We start from the raw sequence: 14,110 nt of genomic DNA on the forward strand, positions 1-14,110 counted from the left end.
TCCACACACCTAAAGCGTCCGCAAGGACTCCGAGGGACACCCGCGTCCTGCCCGCCTAAGGAGGTCTGAAACCAAGCCGCTCCAGACCGCGCCGCGCCACGTGCTGGACGTGGGAGTCCGGATCATTCGCCAGGGCCTGGCTGAGCGCGGAGGCGGCAAAGGGGCCACCGAGGAGGCCCAACGTCTCGGCCGCGGCCACCCGCACCGAGGGGACACTGTCCTCCTGCAGCGTCTTGGCGAGGGGCCTTACGTGCTGAGCACGGCCGATCCGCTCCAGGGCGCGGGCGGCGGCCTCCCGCACCTGGGCATGCGGGGAGCCGAGCAGGGTCGCCACGGTCTCGCCCAGCGACAGTTGGCGCTGCTGACTCACCACTCCAAGGGCGGCGACCACCACCTCCGGCGCGGAGTCGTCAAATGCGGCGACAACAGCGGCATCCGCCTCTGGGGAGCGAGGCATGGCGAGCGCCCGCACCGCCCCGGCCCGCACCGGTCCCTGCGCGTCCTCCAGGAAGGGGGACAGCACCTGGAAGCGGCGCTTGCCACCGCCCGCACAGTCGGCGAGCGCGGCCACCGCCTCGCCCCGGGTGTCGGAGGGAAGGCTGGACTCGCGCGCCACCTCCAGGAGGAACGGCTCACAGGTCTTGTCGGTCGCGGCCACCGCCAACCAGACGCGGCGGGTGGCCAGGGAAGCGCCGTCCGCGCGGATTTTCCGGCCCGCGGCCTCCATCAGCGGCAGCCCCTCGGACTCGGCGAGCCCGCGCGCCGCCAGCTGGCGCACCTGGGCCTCCGTGTCCACCAGGGCCCGCTCCAGCTCTCGCTGCGCCAGAGGACCGTAGCGCCGCAGCGACTGCACGGTGGCGCGCCGCTCGGTGATGTCCGTAGAGGACAGCGCCTTCTGGAGCTTCTCCAGGTCTTGCGAGTAGACGGCGAAGAGGCGGTTGATGAGGGACTGATCCGGCGGCTTCGCCTCCACCAGCAGCATCCGTCCCACCGAGGATCCCTGCTTCTCGGCCACCGAGAGGAGCGCGGAGGCGGCAGCGGCATCACCGGACTCGGGACGCCGAGCCATGGCCTCCAGGAGGACCCGGGCTGGCGACCTACCCAGGAAGGTGGCGAGGTGGGCGAGCGCATCGCCCCGGAGCACGGCCTGCTCGGAGTACACCTCCACCTCCAGGACCTCCCGGACTGCATCCCGGCGAGCCCAGACCCGAGCGGCGGCCGGGCCCCCCTTCGCCCCCGCTTCCTTCAGAAAGGAGGCGGTGGAGCGACTGGAGTTGGCGGCGGCTCGCGCGGCGGTGACGCAGGCGAGCACCTCATCCTTGGCCGGAGCCTCGGCCACCCAGTCCGCCAAAACGCGCGTCTCCGTGTGTCCCCGGGCCTTCGCCTGGGCCCGCAGCGCCCCCCACCGCACCCGCCAATCCGGGTCCGTCAGCGCCAGACGCAGGGCCTCCTGGGCGGCAGGACCGGGCTTGCGCCCCAGTTCCAGCACCCAGGCATCGGCACGGCCGGTGGTGACACAGAGCTGGCAGACCTGGGCACGGAGGGCCTGGTCCTGCACATTGCGCTGACAGGACGTCCAGCAACCAATCGTTCCCTGGCCGCCGTGCTGGCCAGCCGACAACAGCAGGACAAGGAAGAGGGCGGAGCTCACGAGGGTCCACTTTAGCCTACCCAGCAGATCCTTTTCTGAGGGTGTCCTTGCGTTTTCACGCCCGCTGCGTCATATCGGCGCCCCCTACATTTCTAGCGCACACGGAAGGAGGTGACAGGCATGCCCGGCATTCGAGTCAAGGACGGCGAGTCCATCGAGAGCGCCCTCAAGCGCTTCAAGAAGGCCACCGAGAAGGCTGGTATCCTCTCCGAGATCCGCAAGCGTGAGCACTACGAGAAGCCTTCCGTGAAGAGGAAGAAGAAGGCTCTCGCGGCCAAGAAGCGCGCGGTGAAGAAGGCGCGTAAGACGTACTAGCCGCCCCGTCGGGAGCCGGGACCGCGTCAGTTCAGCGCCCTGGCTCCCGTCCGTGTAGCACCCTTCCCACACATTCCAGGAGCCCTGCCATGTCCACCGTTAGGGAGCGCATCGACGCCGATCTCAAGGACGCGATGCGGTCGAAGAACGAGCTGAACACCAGCGTCCTGCGGATGCTCAAGAGCGCCATCAAGTACAAGGAAGTAGAGCCTGGCGCCACCGGCCCTCTCGACGAGGCCAGCATCCTTCAGGTGATCGGCACCCTCATCAAGCAGCGCCGCGACTCCATCGAGCAGTTCAAGTCCGGCGGCCGCCCCGAGCTGGCCGAGAAGGAGGAGCAGGAGATCTCCGTCCTCCAGAACTACCTGCCCAAGCAGCTCACCCCGGACGAGCTGCGCGCCGAGGTCCAGGCCGCCATCACCCAGGCCGGTGCCAAGAGCTCCAAGGACATGGGCGCGGTGATGAAGGTCGTCACGCCCAAGCTGCAGGGCCGCGCCGAGGGCCGCGCCATCTCCGAGGAAGTGAAGAACCAGCTCTCCAAGCTGTAGCAGTCACTGTTTTCCGGCCTCGAGCGGCGCCGGGCGGGTTCTTGAGCACTTGCGAGAACTTGCCCGGCTGCTGATCGGCCATTAAGGGTATGCCGTCGCCGCCCGTCCCCCGTCCGGGACGGTTCCCGACGCGCTGCAATGGCCCTTCTTCTCTACATCGTCGACTCGAGCTGGACCTACATGTGCCCTGCCCTGCCCGGCAGGACTCCGCATGTCAGGGGACCGTCCCATACTCGTCCGCAGGGGCCGGTGTGCGGACCATGGCGGTCCGAGCTCTCCGGGCGGAGGGGGTGGGACACATGATCCCCGAGCACAAAATCCAGGAAGTCCTCGAGCGGGTCGACCTGGTAGGGCTCGTCTCGCGCTACGTGGAGCTCAAGAAGGCCGGGCGCGAGTTCAAGGGCCGCTGCCCCTTCCACCAAGAGAAGACGCCCTCTTTCTACGTCGTCCCCGAGAAGCGCTTCTATTTCTGCCACGGGTGCCGCGCGAGTGGTGACGCCGTGTCCTTCGTCCAGCGCTACCTGGGCAAGACCTTCATCGACGCGGTGAGGGACCTGGCCCGTGAGGTAGGGGTGGACCTGGAGGCGGCGCAGGACCCCGGAGCCCGGGAGCGGCAGCAGATCAAGGAAGCGACCGACCTGGCGGCCGAGCATTTCCGGGCACTGCTATGGGAGGAGGAGGGCCGCAGCGCCCGCGCCTACCTCGCCAGCCGCGGCATCTCCGACGAGACCGCCCGGGCCTTCGGACTGGGCTGGGCCCCGGCGGCATGGACGTCGCTGGCGGACCGGCTCACCAAGGCGGGCATGGTGGAATGGGGCCTCAACGCGGGCCTCGTCTCCAAGCGCAACAAGGGCGACGGCTACTTCGACTTCTTCCGCAGCCGCCTCATCATCCCCATCCGCGCCCCCGAGGGCCGCCCCATCGCCTTCGGCGCCCGGCTGGTGGACGCGGAGGAGGGCCCCAAGTACCTCAACTCCCGCGAGTCCCGGCTCTACAACAAGAGCGAGACGCTCTTCGGCATGGACCAGGCGCGCGATGAGATCCGCCGCCGCAAGGCCGCCGTGCTCGTGGAGGGCTATTTCGACTGCATCGCCCTGCACCAGGAGGGGGTGAAGCACACGGTGGCGCTGTGCTCCACCGCGCTCACCCCGGGCCATCTCAAGTTGCTCGGCCGTGCTGAGGCCCGCGAGCTCTTCCTCCTGCTGGACGGAGACCAGGCAGGCCTGGCCGCCGTGGAGCGCCTGGCCGGTCCCCTGCTCGCCGCGGGGGCAGCCGCCAAGGTGGCCCTGCTCCCCCAGGGCGACGATCCGGACACCTTCATCCGCCGCGAGGGCTCCGCGGGCCTGGAGCGGCTGCTCACCGAGGCCCGGCCCCTCACCAATCACGTCTTCCTCACCCTCCTCCCCCAGGGGAAGGAGGCCAGCTTCGAGGAGAAGATGTCGGCCCTGGAGCGCCTCAAGCCCGTGTCGGCGCAACTGCCGGTGGGGCTGGTGCGCTCGGCCTTCTTCGCCGCGCTGAGCGCCTGGTGTGGCCTGCCCGCGGCCGAGCTGGAGGCTTCCCTGCGCAGCAAGGCGCCGCCGCCGCCGGTGAAGCCGGTTCCCAAGCCCGGTCAGCCTCCCGCCAGGGGAGCAGCTCCCCAGGGCCCCGCCGCGCCCCGCCCGGCCCCGGTGAAGCCCCCGGACGCCCTGGAGACGCTGTACGTGGCCGCCGTCCTGCGCGAGCCCCGGCTCGTGGTCCGCGACACCTTCCGCGTCTGTGACGAGCTGTCTCACCCCGGCCTGCGCCTGGTGCTCGCCCACGCCACCTCGGGCCACGGGGCCGAGGACGCCCTCTTCGAGGCCCACGACACCATCAAACGCGCCGTGGACGCCGCCTCCCGCCAGCTCGCCGAGCAGCAGGGCTCGGCCCTGGAGCACTACTTTCTCCAGCTCTGCCGTGCGATCATGCTGCGCCGCATCAATCAGCAGCTAGATTACATCAAGCGCACCACCAGCCAGACAAGCGGGGCGCTCGATCTGTCAGAGGAGACAAAACAGCTCCTGGCGCAGCGAATCGAGCTTCTGTCCCTGAAGAAACGAGTGGAAGAGGAAATCCGCCCGTCCCCCCCGGGAACAAAGGCCCCCATGCAACCGGTTTGAGTTCGCGTTTGTAAGAATCCTCTACTTTGCGATAGATCGGCCGGCTCGCTCCAGGCCAGGTCCCTGTTTTTCCAAGGAGAAGTACCCGAATGCCGACGCAGAAGCCCTCCTCGAAGGTGGCCGTCAAGCCCAAGAAGAAGGTGGCCCCGGAGATCCGCAAGAAGAAGAAGCCGGAGGACGCCTCGGCCAAGGGTACGGAGACCGTTGAGGCCGCCGCGCCCGTTGCCGCGAAGAAGGCGGACAAGGCTGACCGGAGCGAGAAGACCGCCGCCGCGGAGAAGGCCACCGAGACGCTCAAGAAGCGCAAGGCCGTCACCCAGGTGGACGACGGCGACGTCGACCCCGAGGAGGCCGCCGAAGAGGCTGCCGCCGCCGTCGAGGTGGACCCCGACGCCGTCGAGGACGAGGTGGATGAGGAGCCGATTGCGGACCGCAAGGAGGTCAAGGACCTTCTGGCCGCTGGTCGCGAGAAGGGCTTCCTCACCTACGACGAGGTCAATGACGCCCTGCCTGCGGACATCGTGTCGTCGGATCAGATCGACGACGTGATGAGCATGTTCGGCGACAACGACATCGAGATCGTCGACGCCCAGAAGGCCGCTCAGAACGCGGAGATCAAGCCCACGGTCGCGGTGGAGGAAGAGCGCGCCGAGGCTGACGAGGACGAGAAGGACGAGGACGACGAGCCGGGTGGCAAGTCCAACGATCCCGTCCGACTGTACCTGCGCAAGATGGGCAGCGTGAGCCTCCTCACCCGTGAGGGCGAGGTGGAGATCGCCAAGCGGATTGAGGACGGCGAGAAGGAAGTGCTGCGCGCGCTGCTGGCGTGCCGCGTGGCCATGGTGGAGATCCTCGACATTGGCACCCGGCTGAAGAACGGCAAGCTGCGCGTGCGCGACGTCATCAAGGACGCGCCCGAGGAGGCTCAGAGCGAGGGTGAGGAGCCCGAGGCCGAGGCCTCCGAGGAGGGCGCCGAGGGTGAGGGTCAGCCGGCGCAGCTGGCGCAGAGCGAGCTCAACAAGATTGAGCAGATCAACAAGCAGATCGAGCGCATCCGCAAGTTCGCCAAGGACTGCGAGGGGCTCGAGGCGGAGCTGTCCGGCAAGAAGAAGCTGACGGACGTGAAGAAGAAGGAGCTCAAGCAGGAGGTGAAGGATCTCCGGACCAAGATGATGGAGGTCCTGGAGGAGATGCGGCTGAACAAGAAGCAGGTGGACCGCATCGTCGCCAACCTGAAGGGGCTCATCGAGCGCGTGGAGAAGGCGGAGTCGGAGCTGCGCGAGCAGGAGCGCCGCTACGGCGTGCCCATGGACACGCTGCGCGAGCTGCTGCGCGAGGCCAAGGAAGACCCCGAGGCCATGAAGAAGGCGCAGCGCAAGCTGAACGCCACCGGCGAGCAGATCGAGGCGCTGGAGCGCGACGTGCGCACGGCCACGCGCAACATCAAGCGGGTGGAGGAGGAGGCCAACCTCGAGGTGGAGGAGCTGCGGCGCAACTACGAGGCCATCCGCATGGGTGAGCGCCGCGCCGAGCGCGCCAAGACGGAGCTGGTCGAGGCCAACCTGCGTCTGGTGGTATCCATCGCGAAGAAGTACACGAACCGCGGCCTGCAGTTCCTGGACCTCATCCAGGAGGGCAACATCGGCCTGATGAAGGCGGTGGACAAGTTCGAGTACAAGCGCGGCTACAAGTTCTCGACGTACGCCACGTGGTGGATCCGCCAGGCGATTACGCGCGCCATCGCGGACCAGGCCCGCACCATCCGCATCCCGGTGCACATGATCGAGACGATCAACAAGCTCATCCGCACCAGCCGCTACCTCGTGCAGGAGATTGGCCGCGAGCCGACGCCCGAGGAGATCGCGGAGAAGATGGAGCTGCCGCTCGACAAGGTGCGCAAGGTGCTGAAGATCGCCAAGGAGCCCATCTCCCTGGAGACACCGATTGGCGAGGAAGAGGACAGCCACCTGGGCGACTTCATCGAGGACAAGAGCCTGGTGTCGCCGTCGGACGCGGTCATCAACATGAACCTGGCCGAGCAGACTCGGAAGGTGCTGGCCACGCTGACGCCGCGCGAGGAGAAGGTGCTGCGGATGCGGTTCGGCATCGGCGAGAAGAGCGACCACACGCTGGAAGAGGTGGGCCAGGACTTCGAGGTGACGCGCGAGCGCATCCGGCAGATCGAGGCGAAGGCGCTGCGCAAGCTGCGTCACCCGAGCCGTTCCAAGCGCCTGCGCTCCTTCGTGGAGAGCTGAGCCCAATCCCTCCCTCTCCCCCCGGGAGAGGGTCGGGGTGAGGGTACCCGCCCCCCTGGGTCATGCCCCGAGGGCCGGAGAGTGGGTAAGAAGAAGCCCCCGTTCCCAAAGAGGACCGGGGGCTTTTTCGTTTCAATCCCCTCTCCCTCTGGGAGAGGGCCAGGGTGAGGGTCTGCCCCTGTGCAGGGAGGCCGTATGCCAGAGAGACGGAAGACAGCGCGAAAGACGGTGTCGAAGAAGACAGCAACGAAGCCCGTCCCGGAGCCCCAAAAGCCCCTCCCCTTCCCCGAAGCCGTGCGCCGGGCGGTACGTGCCATTCCACGGGGCGAGGTGCGCTCGTACTCGCAGGTGGCGCTCTACGCGGGGCGGCCTGGGGCGGCACGGGGCGTGGGACGGGAGCTGAAGACGCTGGAGAACGTGCCCTGGTGGCGTGTCATCCGCTCGGACGGGGTGCTGGCGCCACCGGTGGCGGCAGAACAGGCCCGGCGACTGAAGGCCGAGGGCGTGCGCCTGGAAGGCCAGGGCACGCACTGGCGCGTGCAGCGCTGAGCAGCGAGGCACACACCCTCTTGCGCCCGCGCGGGGTGCGCGATACTTCCCGAGTCAGTACGGCGCCCTGGCGCCGTCCGTGCGTATCTGAAGGGCCCTTAGCTCAGCGGTCAGAGCTGTCGGCTCATAACCGATTGGTCCCTGGTTCGAATCCAGGAGGGCCCATTCCCCTTCCTCCGCACGGCGCCTCGGAATTTTCCTCAGAGTCGCGGGAGCGGAATCCCGCCCCCTCCGAACTCCGCACCACCGGCGCACCATGCGGGCCGCCCACCGCCAGCGGGAGCACCTCGGCAAGGGGCTCCTCGGTCGGCTGGAAGCTGAGTTGCTCCAGGCCCGCGCGCATGTCGTCAACGTCGAGGTGTCCGTAGACGCCTGCCGTGATGGTGGGCGAGGAGTGCCCGAGGATGCGATGTACCACCGCCAAGCGTGAGAGAGTCCTCGCGGCCAGGATCAGGCGAGCCACAGCCATGTCATGAGCGCCTCAAATTCAGCCCAGTTCGCGCAGCGAGTCTCGACGATGGCAAGAAAGACGCTTTGGACCCTCTTCGCCTCACTTTGTCTGGCCGTGGGTCTCTATCCCGGCATCTATCTCTTCGAGGACCGAAACTTCGGGCTGCTCAAGACGAAAACCAGCGAGCTACTGGCCGATACCGCCTGGAACGCGGCTTTCTACACGCACATCGCGCTGGGAGGCGTTGCACTGGCAATCGGATGGACGCAATTTGCATCAAGATTGCGAAACAGGAGCCCTGGCGCTCATCGACTCCTCGGCAAGCTCTACGTCGGGTCCGTCCTGCCGAGCGCGCTCATGGGGATTTACCTCGGCTTCTTTGCCACAGGTGGCGTCAGCTCCTCGGCAGGCTTCGTCAGCCTGGGCCTCATCTGGTTCTACACAACGATGTCTGCCTATAGGTTCATCAAGAACGGGCAGATCGAAGAGCACCGGCTCATGATGACCTACAGCTATGCCGCCTGCTTTGCAGCGGTCACTCTGAGAATCTGGTTGCCGCTCTTGACACCCATTGCGGGCGAGTTCGTCACGGCCTACAGGATTGTCGCCTGGCTGTGCTGGATTCCCAACCTGGCCATAGCGCATCTCATTACGCGCAGGCAGCTGCGGGCGGCGTGAATCGGTATTTTCTGGCCCGGAGGTCTCACGTCGCGGCCCCTCTCGTCACGACAGGGCCCGGCAAGCAGTTACAGAATCCCAGCGCCGAGGGGCTCTCTCGCATGGCCTGGACAAGATAGGGCCGAAGCTCGTGGTGGAGAGGGACAACGCCTGGAAGCAGCGCCCGGAGTCTGTGCTCCAGGCCCCTTCCCCCCCCCGCGCTCCCCCTATGTCAGGCCTTGGCCTGCTCGCGGCTCTTCTCATCGCGCCCGTGCACGGATGCCGGCGGGCTGGTGGCCTCCACCGCGGTGAAGGGCTCGAGAATCTTGTACGTGTGACTGGCGCCCCTCGGGACGAGCCACGAGTCCCCGGCGTTGAGCAGCAGCACCTGTCCCTCCAGGTGCAGCTCGGCGCGGCCCTTGATGACGTAGCCGACCGTCTCGTAGTCGCGCACGGTGGGAGGCAGCGGCTCGGCCGGCTGCTCGTTCTCCCACAGGCGCATGGATACCCGGATGCCTCCGACCAGGTACTTCTGCCCCATCTCACCCTTGGGCGAGTACTGGGAGTCGACCTTCTTCACGCTGGTGTCGCCCATCTCGTCTCCTTCGCGGACGCTGGCGGTTGTCCTTTGCCGGACAAGGTAAGGAGCGCCGGACGACACGAACCCCGCAACGACACGCCCGCTCCCCCCTCGAAGGGAAGAGCGGGCGCGAAGGACACAGCCTTCATTCAGGCTGTGGAGGCGAGGCTTACGACCCCGCCGGGCGCACGTTCTGCGCCTGCAAGCCCTTAGGGCCGCGCGTCACTTCGTACTCCACCTTCTGGCCCTCAGCCAGGGAGCGGAAGCCATCCATGTTGATGGCGGAGTGGTGGCAAAACACGTCCTCGCCACCTGCGTCCGGCGCGATGAAACCGAAGCCCTTCGCGTCGTTGAACCACTTCACGGTACCGGTTGCCATGTACTTCCCTGCTTTCTGCACTTGCGTTCTACGGACTACAGACGGGCACTTCGACCCATGAAAGTGCCTGTGGGGGTTAACGGTCCGCACCTCCCCCCCATTCCAGTCGGGAGCCTTCACACTTCTTCATATGTACTGGGCGCCCCCTTCACACCCCCCCCGTACCTTCTGCACCAACCGATGGATGCCGGGCCCTCGAGTGTCCGGCCGCTCACGGAAGGAGCAGCACATGTTTGGATTCGTCTTTGGTACCGCCTGCCTGGCTGGCCTCTTCTACACCCTGCGTCGCGGCCGCTGGCACCACCGCCGCGGAGGCCCCGGCCGCTGGAGCTGGCGCGGTCGGATGCGCTGGCTCTTCGAGCGCCTGGACACCTCTCCCGGCCAGGAGAAGGTCCTCGTCCAGGCCGCGGATGAGCTCACCGAGGCCTTCGAGAAGATGCGCGATGAGCTGAGCGCCACCCGCGCCGCCATCGCCCGCTCGCTGCGGGGCGAGTCGTTCGACGCCGCCGCGCTGCGCGAGCTGGACGCGAAGCACGACGAGCTCATCGACAACCTGCGCAAGACGCTGCGTGCCGCGCTCTCCAAGACCCACGAGGCGTTGGACCCCAAGCAGCGGCGCGAGCTGGCGGACCTGCTCGAGCACGGCTGGGGCCATGGCTACCGCCACTACGGCTACGGAGGCGGCTGCGGCGGCTGGCGCAGCGCCCGGTCCTGCTGAGCGCTCTTGAACCTTGGATGAGGAAAGGAACACACCATGCGCCGCCGCGTTCTCATTGCCCTGCTCGCCTTTGGCACCCTCGCGGGCTACTCCTCGGGTTTCGCCAGCCTCTACCGCTGGCACCGCTACGGTCACCCCTACGGTGGACACTGCCGTCAGGGCCGGAACTACGACGACCCCTCCCGCTATGGCACCTGGGCTCCGGCCCGAGCGCCGCAGCAGGCCCAGGCTCCAGCTCCCTCCGAGGCGCCCCCCGCGCCCCAGGGCCAGCAGGTGCAGTAGATTCGGCACCCTCCCATGGCCACCCGCGTCCTCCTCATCGACGATGACACCCGGATGTACGAGCTGCTCGCGCAGTACCTCGGGCAGAACGGCATCACGGTCACCCATGCACCCGATGGAGGACGCGGCCTGGCCGCGCTGGAGGCCAGCGCCTACGACGCCGTGCTGCTGGACGTGATGATGCCGGGCATGGACGGGCTGGAGGTGTGCCGCCGCATCCGCGCGAAGAGCACCCTGCCCGTCATCATGCTCACCGCGCGCGGCGACGAGACGGACCGCGTGGTGGGCCTGGAGCTCGGCGCGGATGACTACCTGGCCAAGCCCTTCAGCCCTCGCGAGCTGCTCGCGCGTTTGAGGGCGGTGCTGCGGCGCGCCCAGCCCGCGGCGGTGGCCGAGAAGATGGAGTCCAGTGGCGTCTCCATCGACGTGTCGGCCCGCGAGGTGCGCGTGGGCGGCCGGCTGGTGGAGCTCACCGGGCTCGAGTTCGATCTGCTGGTGGCGCTGGTGCGACGGGCCGGGCGCGTCATTCCGCGCGATGCGCTGCTCGACGAGGCCGGCCGGAGCGACACCGTGGTGGGCGAGCGCACCGTGGACGTGCACATCTCCCACCTGAGGCAGAAGCTGGGGGACGAGGGCAGCCGCCTCATCAAGACGGTGCGCGGGGTGGGCTACCTCTTCGCCAAGGATGGCCCATGAGGCACCACCCGCACGGGCCCCCGCGCCATCACCTGCACAGGCACCGGCCCGGGCACCCGCGCGGGCCCATGAGCCGGCTGGGGCACTTCATCCGCGCCCGGCTGCGCCGCAGGCTCTTCCTCTGGTTCGGCGTCTCCATCCTCACCACCGGCCTGGTGGTGAGCACGGTGATGAGCCTGATGGGGGGCCTGATGGGAGAAGGCGGCCCCTGGCGCCAGGAGGTGTCTCGTGCGCGCACCTTCGTCAGCAACCGCCTCGCCGAAGTGTGGGACGACCCCGTGCGCCGGGATGCACTCGTGCGCTCTGTCTCCGATGACCTGCTCGTCAACGTGGAGCTGCGGGATGCGTCCGGGGCGCTGCTGGTGCGCGCCGGTGGGCCCTGCCACCCGCACGCGGAGATGTCCATGCCGGTGGAGCGCAACGGGGTGCGGCTGGGCACGGCGAAGGCCTGTTACGAGCACCACGCTCGGATCCACGGCGCTCCCTGGCGCGGGCCCATGGTGTTGATCCTGGCGGGCATCTCGCTGTGGATGGCCTCGGGGTGGCTGGCCCGGCGGCTGTCGCGTCCGCTGGATACGCTGGCGAGGGCAGCGCAGGAGCTGGGCGAGGGCAAGCTGGACACGCGCGTGCAGCTGGGCCGGTACGCCACCGGGGAGATGTCCGTGCTGGCCGATGCCTTTAACGAGATGGCCACGCGCGTCGAGCGGCAGATGGCGGACCAGCGCGAGCTGCTGGCGGCGGTGTCCCACGAGCTGCGCACGCCGCTGGCGCACCTGCGAGTCCTCGTGGAGCTGATGCGCGACGCGGGGGGCCCGGAGCGGACGGCGGACCAGATGGAGCGGGAGGTGATGGAGCTCGACGCACTGGTGGGCGAGCTGCTGGCGAGCTCGCGGCTGGACTTCGGGCAGCTCACGCCTCGGGAGCTGGACGGGAAGGACCTGGCAGCACGGGCACTGGAGCGGACGGGACTGCCGGCGGAGGCGCTGTCGGTGGAGGTGCCCGAGGCGAAGCTGACGGGAGACGCCACGCTGCTGGGACGCGCGCTGGCCAACCTGCTGGACAACGCGCGCAAGCACGGCCAGGGGGTGGAGGCGCTGCGGCTGCTCGAGCGTGAGGGGCAGCTCGCCTTCTGCGTGGACGACCGCGGCCCTGGGCTGCTGCCCGGCGAGGAGACGCGCATCTTCGCGCCCTTCTACCGGAAGGACCGGGGCGGAGAGGCCCGGGAGGCGGGCTCACTGGGACTGGGGCTCGCGCTGGTGCAGCGGATCGCCCGGGCCCACGGCGGTGACACCTTCGCGGAGAACCGTCCAGGAGGAGGCGCCCGAGTGGGCTTCACCCTGCGGCGCGAGGGCCCAGCCTCGGTCAAGGCACCGCCCGCAACTGCCCATTCTCGAGCGTGAGGAGCGGGCAGTACGGTCCCAGCTCCTCGCGCGTCCACCAGGCTCCGGTGGCTCGCCACGTGTCCCAGTCCGTGAAGTGGTAGTCGAAGAGGCGCGTGCGCACGAAGCGGGGCGGTGCGTCCGGGAAGGGGTCCTCCGCGAAGAGGCGCCGGACGTCTGAGCCGCCGCGCAGCAGCAACTCCTGGAGGCGGAGAAGCCACGGGTTGCGCTGGCAGGTGGAGAGCGCGGCGAACCACAGCTGCCAGTCCAGCCGGGGCTGGTGAGGGGCAACGATGGGCGGGGCCTCGTCCACGCGGCCCGGGCGGTACGGCAGGAGGTACTCCTTCCACGTCTGCCCGTCGGCGCTGCCCTCGATGAGGATCTCGTGCCGCTGGGTGGTCATCACCGCGAACAGGCCATAGGTGTTGATGCTTCGGAAGCCCGCGAGGTCATCCAGCAGCGTTCCGAGCGCACCTGGCAACGGGCGAGAGAGGAGCCGCTGGAGGTCCAGCGAGAACCCGAGGAAGGCATAGGCCACGGCGAAGAGGACGAGGGCCGCAGCGCGCCACCGCGGGTGCCGACGAGGAGGTTCCGGAGCGGCCGAGAGCGGACCACCGAGACGCCAGCGCACGAGCACGCCGTCATCGAGCGCGGAGAGGCAGAGCACCAGCGAGAGGAAATTGAAGAAGCCGTAGTTGCCGGTGGCGAGGATGACGAGCTGGAGCGCGGCGAGCATGGCGGCGGAAAAGAGCCGCACACGCCGGGGCCCGAGGAGGAGAAAAGGAAACACCAGCTCGATGACGAACGTCGCCGCGGTGCTGGCGCGCTGGAGCCCTGCGGGCAGGAGGTGAATGAACCAGGCGAGGGGGTTGGGCAGGGGCTGCGTCCAATAGTGGTACTGGAGCGCGGTGAAGTCCCGCCACGTGGGGTCTCCGCTGGCGAGCTTCACCACCCCGGACATGAGCATCAACCGGAAGAGCAGGAGACGCGGCAGGAGGATGGCACCCGGGAGGGGCGCGAGGGAGACACGGGGAGGCCACAGGTGGCCCGGGGTGAGCGGGAGTGAGACGAGCGCGGCCTCGAGCAGCAACACATCCCACTGGAAGCTCAGGAAGACGCCGCCCACGGTGGTGAGCGAGAGGTAGCAGGCCCAGGCGCCCACGAGGGCCCAACGGGGAGCCACATTGGCGACGAGCAACACGCCACACCCGAGGCCCACCCAACCGACGCCGTGCAGGGCGCCCTCCCCTGCTCCGAACCACCACAAGAGCGTGGGCAGGCGCAGGTAGCGCTCGGGGCTGGGAAGCACCTGTCGGACATAGCCGAGCAGCTCAGCGGCAGGACTCAGCCCCTCGGGCCCCAGCAGCGCGGAGACTTGGGGCAGGAGGGAGGCAAAGGCGAGCACGAAGACGAGCCCGAGGGCACGCAGATACAACCCGCGGGCCCGGGCCACGGAGTGCCGCACCTCGCTGGAGACAACGAGCGCCACTCGGGTTCCGATCACCCTCTCCC

15 protein-coding genes and 1 tRNA gene are annotated in these 14,110 nt (G+C 68.4%); 12 read left to right on the forward strand and 4 right to left on the reverse strand.

All coding sequences use genetic code 11. From position 1 onward, the window contains the following. Positions 1–55 precede the first annotated feature (55 nt). Positions 56–1,651, reverse strand: coding sequence for a HEAT repeat domain-containing protein (locus OV287_RS38560; protein WP_267539043.1), 1,596 nt, complete (start codon positions 1,649–1,651; stop codon positions 56–58). Positions 1,652–1,771: 120 nt separating this feature from the next. Between OV287_RS38560 and rpsU the strand changes: the two genes are divergently transcribed. The 8 genes from rpsU (at position 1,772) to OV287_RS38600 (ending at position 8,585) form a co-directional block, all read left to right on the forward strand. Further along, the gene (gene rpsU, locus OV287_RS38565; protein ID WP_002621505.1) at positions 1,772–1,966 is read left to right on the forward strand and encodes a 30S ribosomal protein S21; all 195 of its coding nucleotides are present in this window, start codon (positions 1,772–1,774) and stop codon (positions 1,964–1,966) included. Positions 1,967–2,055: 89 nt separating this feature from the next. Further along, positions 2,056–2,514 carry a GatB/YqeY domain-containing protein gene (locus OV287_RS38570; protein WP_267539044.1) on the forward strand — a complete coding sequence of 153 codons (459 nt, stop codon included), beginning with the start codon at positions 2,056–2,058 and terminating at the stop codon, positions 2,512–2,514. A gap of 299 nt (positions 2,515–2,813) precedes the next feature. Then, complete coding sequence (gene dnaG, locus OV287_RS38575) at positions 2,814–4,652, forward strand: DNA primase (protein ID WP_267539045.1); 1,839 nt, start codon at positions 2,814–2,816, stop codon at positions 4,650–4,652. An 89-nt stretch (positions 4,653–4,741) separates the two neighbouring features. Further along, the gene (rpoD, locus tag OV287_RS38580; protein ID WP_267539046.1) at positions 4,742–6,907 is read left to right on the forward strand and encodes an RNA polymerase sigma factor RpoD; all 2,166 of its coding nucleotides are present in this window, start codon (positions 4,742–4,744) and stop codon (positions 6,905–6,907) included. A 195-nt stretch (positions 6,908–7,102) separates the two neighbouring features. Further along, positions 7,103–7,456, forward strand: a complete 354-nt coding sequence (locus OV287_RS38585) for an MGMT family protein (protein WP_267539047.1) — start codon at positions 7,103–7,105, stop codon at positions 7,454–7,456. A gap of 92 nt (positions 7,457–7,548) precedes the next feature. Next, positions 7,549–7,621, forward strand: a tRNA-Ile gene (locus tag OV287_RS38590). A gap of 91 nt (positions 7,622–7,712) precedes the next feature. Further along, positions 7,713–7,886 carry a hypothetical protein gene (locus OV287_RS38595; RefSeq protein ID WP_267539048.1) on the forward strand — a complete coding sequence of 58 codons (174 nt, stop codon included), beginning with the start codon at positions 7,713–7,715 and terminating at the stop codon, positions 7,884–7,886. A gap of 87 nt (positions 7,887–7,973) precedes the next feature. Next, complete coding sequence (locus tag OV287_RS38600) at positions 7,974–8,585, forward strand: DUF2306 domain-containing protein (protein WP_267539049.1); 612 nt, start codon at positions 7,974–7,976, stop codon at positions 8,583–8,585. A gap of 211 nt (positions 8,586–8,796) precedes the next feature. On the opposite strand, the gene OV287_RS38605 is transcribed toward OV287_RS38600, so the two are convergent. Then, entirely contained in the window at positions 8,797–9,159 is a 363-nt protein-coding gene (locus OV287_RS38605) for a cupin domain-containing protein (protein ID WP_267539050.1), read from the reverse strand. Between the two features lie 154 nt (positions 9,160–9,313). After that, complete coding sequence (locus OV287_RS38610) at positions 9,314–9,523, reverse strand: cold-shock protein (RefSeq protein ID WP_267539051.1); 210 nt, start codon at positions 9,521–9,523, stop codon at positions 9,314–9,316. 229 nt (positions 9,524–9,752) lie between these two features. On the opposite strand from OV287_RS38610, the gene OV287_RS38615 reads away from it, so the two are divergent. Genes OV287_RS38615 through OV287_RS38630 form a run of 4 tightly spaced genes read left to right on the forward strand, consistent with a single transcriptional unit; the run spans position 9,753 to position 12,619 of the window. Beyond that, on the forward strand, positions 9,753–10,241 hold the full coding sequence (locus OV287_RS38615) for a periplasmic heavy metal sensor (RefSeq protein WP_267539052.1): 489 nt from the start codon (positions 9,753–9,755) through the stop codon (positions 10,239–10,241). 36 nt (positions 10,242–10,277) lie between these two features. Next, a complete protein-coding gene (locus tag OV287_RS38620; protein WP_267539053.1) occupies positions 10,278–10,523 on the forward strand; it encodes a hypothetical protein in 246 nt (81 codons plus the stop codon). A 15-nt stretch (positions 10,524–10,538) separates the two neighbouring features. Further along, complete coding sequence (locus tag OV287_RS38625) at positions 10,539–11,219, forward strand: response regulator transcription factor (RefSeq protein ID WP_267539054.1); 681 nt, start codon at positions 10,539–10,541, stop codon at positions 11,217–11,219. Continuing rightward, complete coding sequence (locus OV287_RS38630) at positions 11,216–12,619, forward strand: HAMP domain-containing sensor histidine kinase (RefSeq protein WP_373371863.1); 1,404 nt, start codon at positions 11,216–11,218, stop codon at positions 12,617–12,619. Before OV287_RS38625 ends, OV287_RS38630 begins: the two co-directional genes overlap by 4 nt. On the opposite strand, the gene OV287_RS38635 is transcribed toward OV287_RS38630, so the two are convergent. Further along, positions 12,582–14,102, reverse strand: coding sequence for a lipase maturation factor family protein (locus tag OV287_RS38635; RefSeq protein WP_267539055.1), 1,521 nt, complete (start codon positions 14,100–14,102; stop codon positions 12,582–12,584). The two genes, OV287_RS38630 and OV287_RS38635, sit on opposite strands and share 38 nt — an antisense overlap. Between the last annotated feature and the right edge of the window lie 8 nt (positions 14,103–14,110).

It is taken from the genome of Archangium lansingense (assembly GCF_026626635.1).
GTDB lineage: Bacteria > Myxococcota > Myxococcia > Myxococcales > Myxococcaceae > Archangium > Archangium lansingense.

Excerpts from the sequence above, each read along its gene's own strand:
- OV287_RS38620 (WP_267539053.1), top strand. The coding sequence starts at position 10,278 with ATGCGCCGCCGCGTTCTCATTGCCCTGCTCGCCTTTGGCACCCTCGCG.
- OV287_RS38630 (WP_373371863.1), top strand. The coding sequence starts at position 11,216 with ATGAGGCACCACCCGCACGGGCCCCCGCGCCATCACCTGCACAGGCAC.
- rpsU (WP_002621505.1), top strand. The coding sequence starts at position 1,772 with ATGCCCGGCATTCGAGTCAAGGACGGCGAGTCCATCGAGAGCGCCCTC.
- OV287_RS38610 (WP_267539051.1), bottom strand. The coding sequence starts at position 9,523 with ATGGCAACCGGTACCGTGAAGTGGTTCAACGACGCGAAGGGCTTCGGT.
- OV287_RS38595 (WP_267539048.1), top strand. The coding sequence starts at position 7,713 with ATGCGGGCCGCCCACCGCCAGCGGGAGCACCTCGGCAAGGGGCTCCTC.
- OV287_RS38570 (WP_267539044.1), top strand. The coding sequence starts at position 2,056 with ATGTCCACCGTTAGGGAGCGCATCGACGCCGATCTCAAGGACGCGATG.
- OV287_RS38625 (WP_267539054.1), top strand. The coding sequence starts at position 10,539 with ATGGCCACCCGCGTCCTCCTCATCGACGATGACACCCGGATGTACGAG.
- OV287_RS38615 (WP_267539052.1), top strand. The coding sequence starts at position 9,753 with ATGTTTGGATTCGTCTTTGGTACCGCCTGCCTGGCTGGCCTCTTCTAC.
- dnaG (WP_267539045.1), top strand. The coding sequence starts at position 2,814 with ATGATCCCCGAGCACAAAATCCAGGAAGTCCTCGAGCGGGTCGACCTG.
- OV287_RS38605 (WP_267539050.1), bottom strand. The coding sequence starts at position 9,159 with ATGGGCGACACCAGCGTGAAGAAGGTCGACTCCCAGTACTCGCCCAAG.
- OV287_RS38600 (WP_267539049.1), top strand. The coding sequence starts at position 7,974 with ATGGCAAGAAAGACGCTTTGGACCCTCTTCGCCTCACTTTGTCTGGCC.
- OV287_RS38585 (WP_267539047.1), top strand. The coding sequence starts at position 7,103 with ATGCCAGAGAGACGGAAGACAGCGCGAAAGACGGTGTCGAAGAAGACA.
- rpoD (WP_267539046.1), top strand. The coding sequence starts at position 4,742 with ATGCCGACGCAGAAGCCCTCCTCGAAGGTGGCCGTCAAGCCCAAGAAG.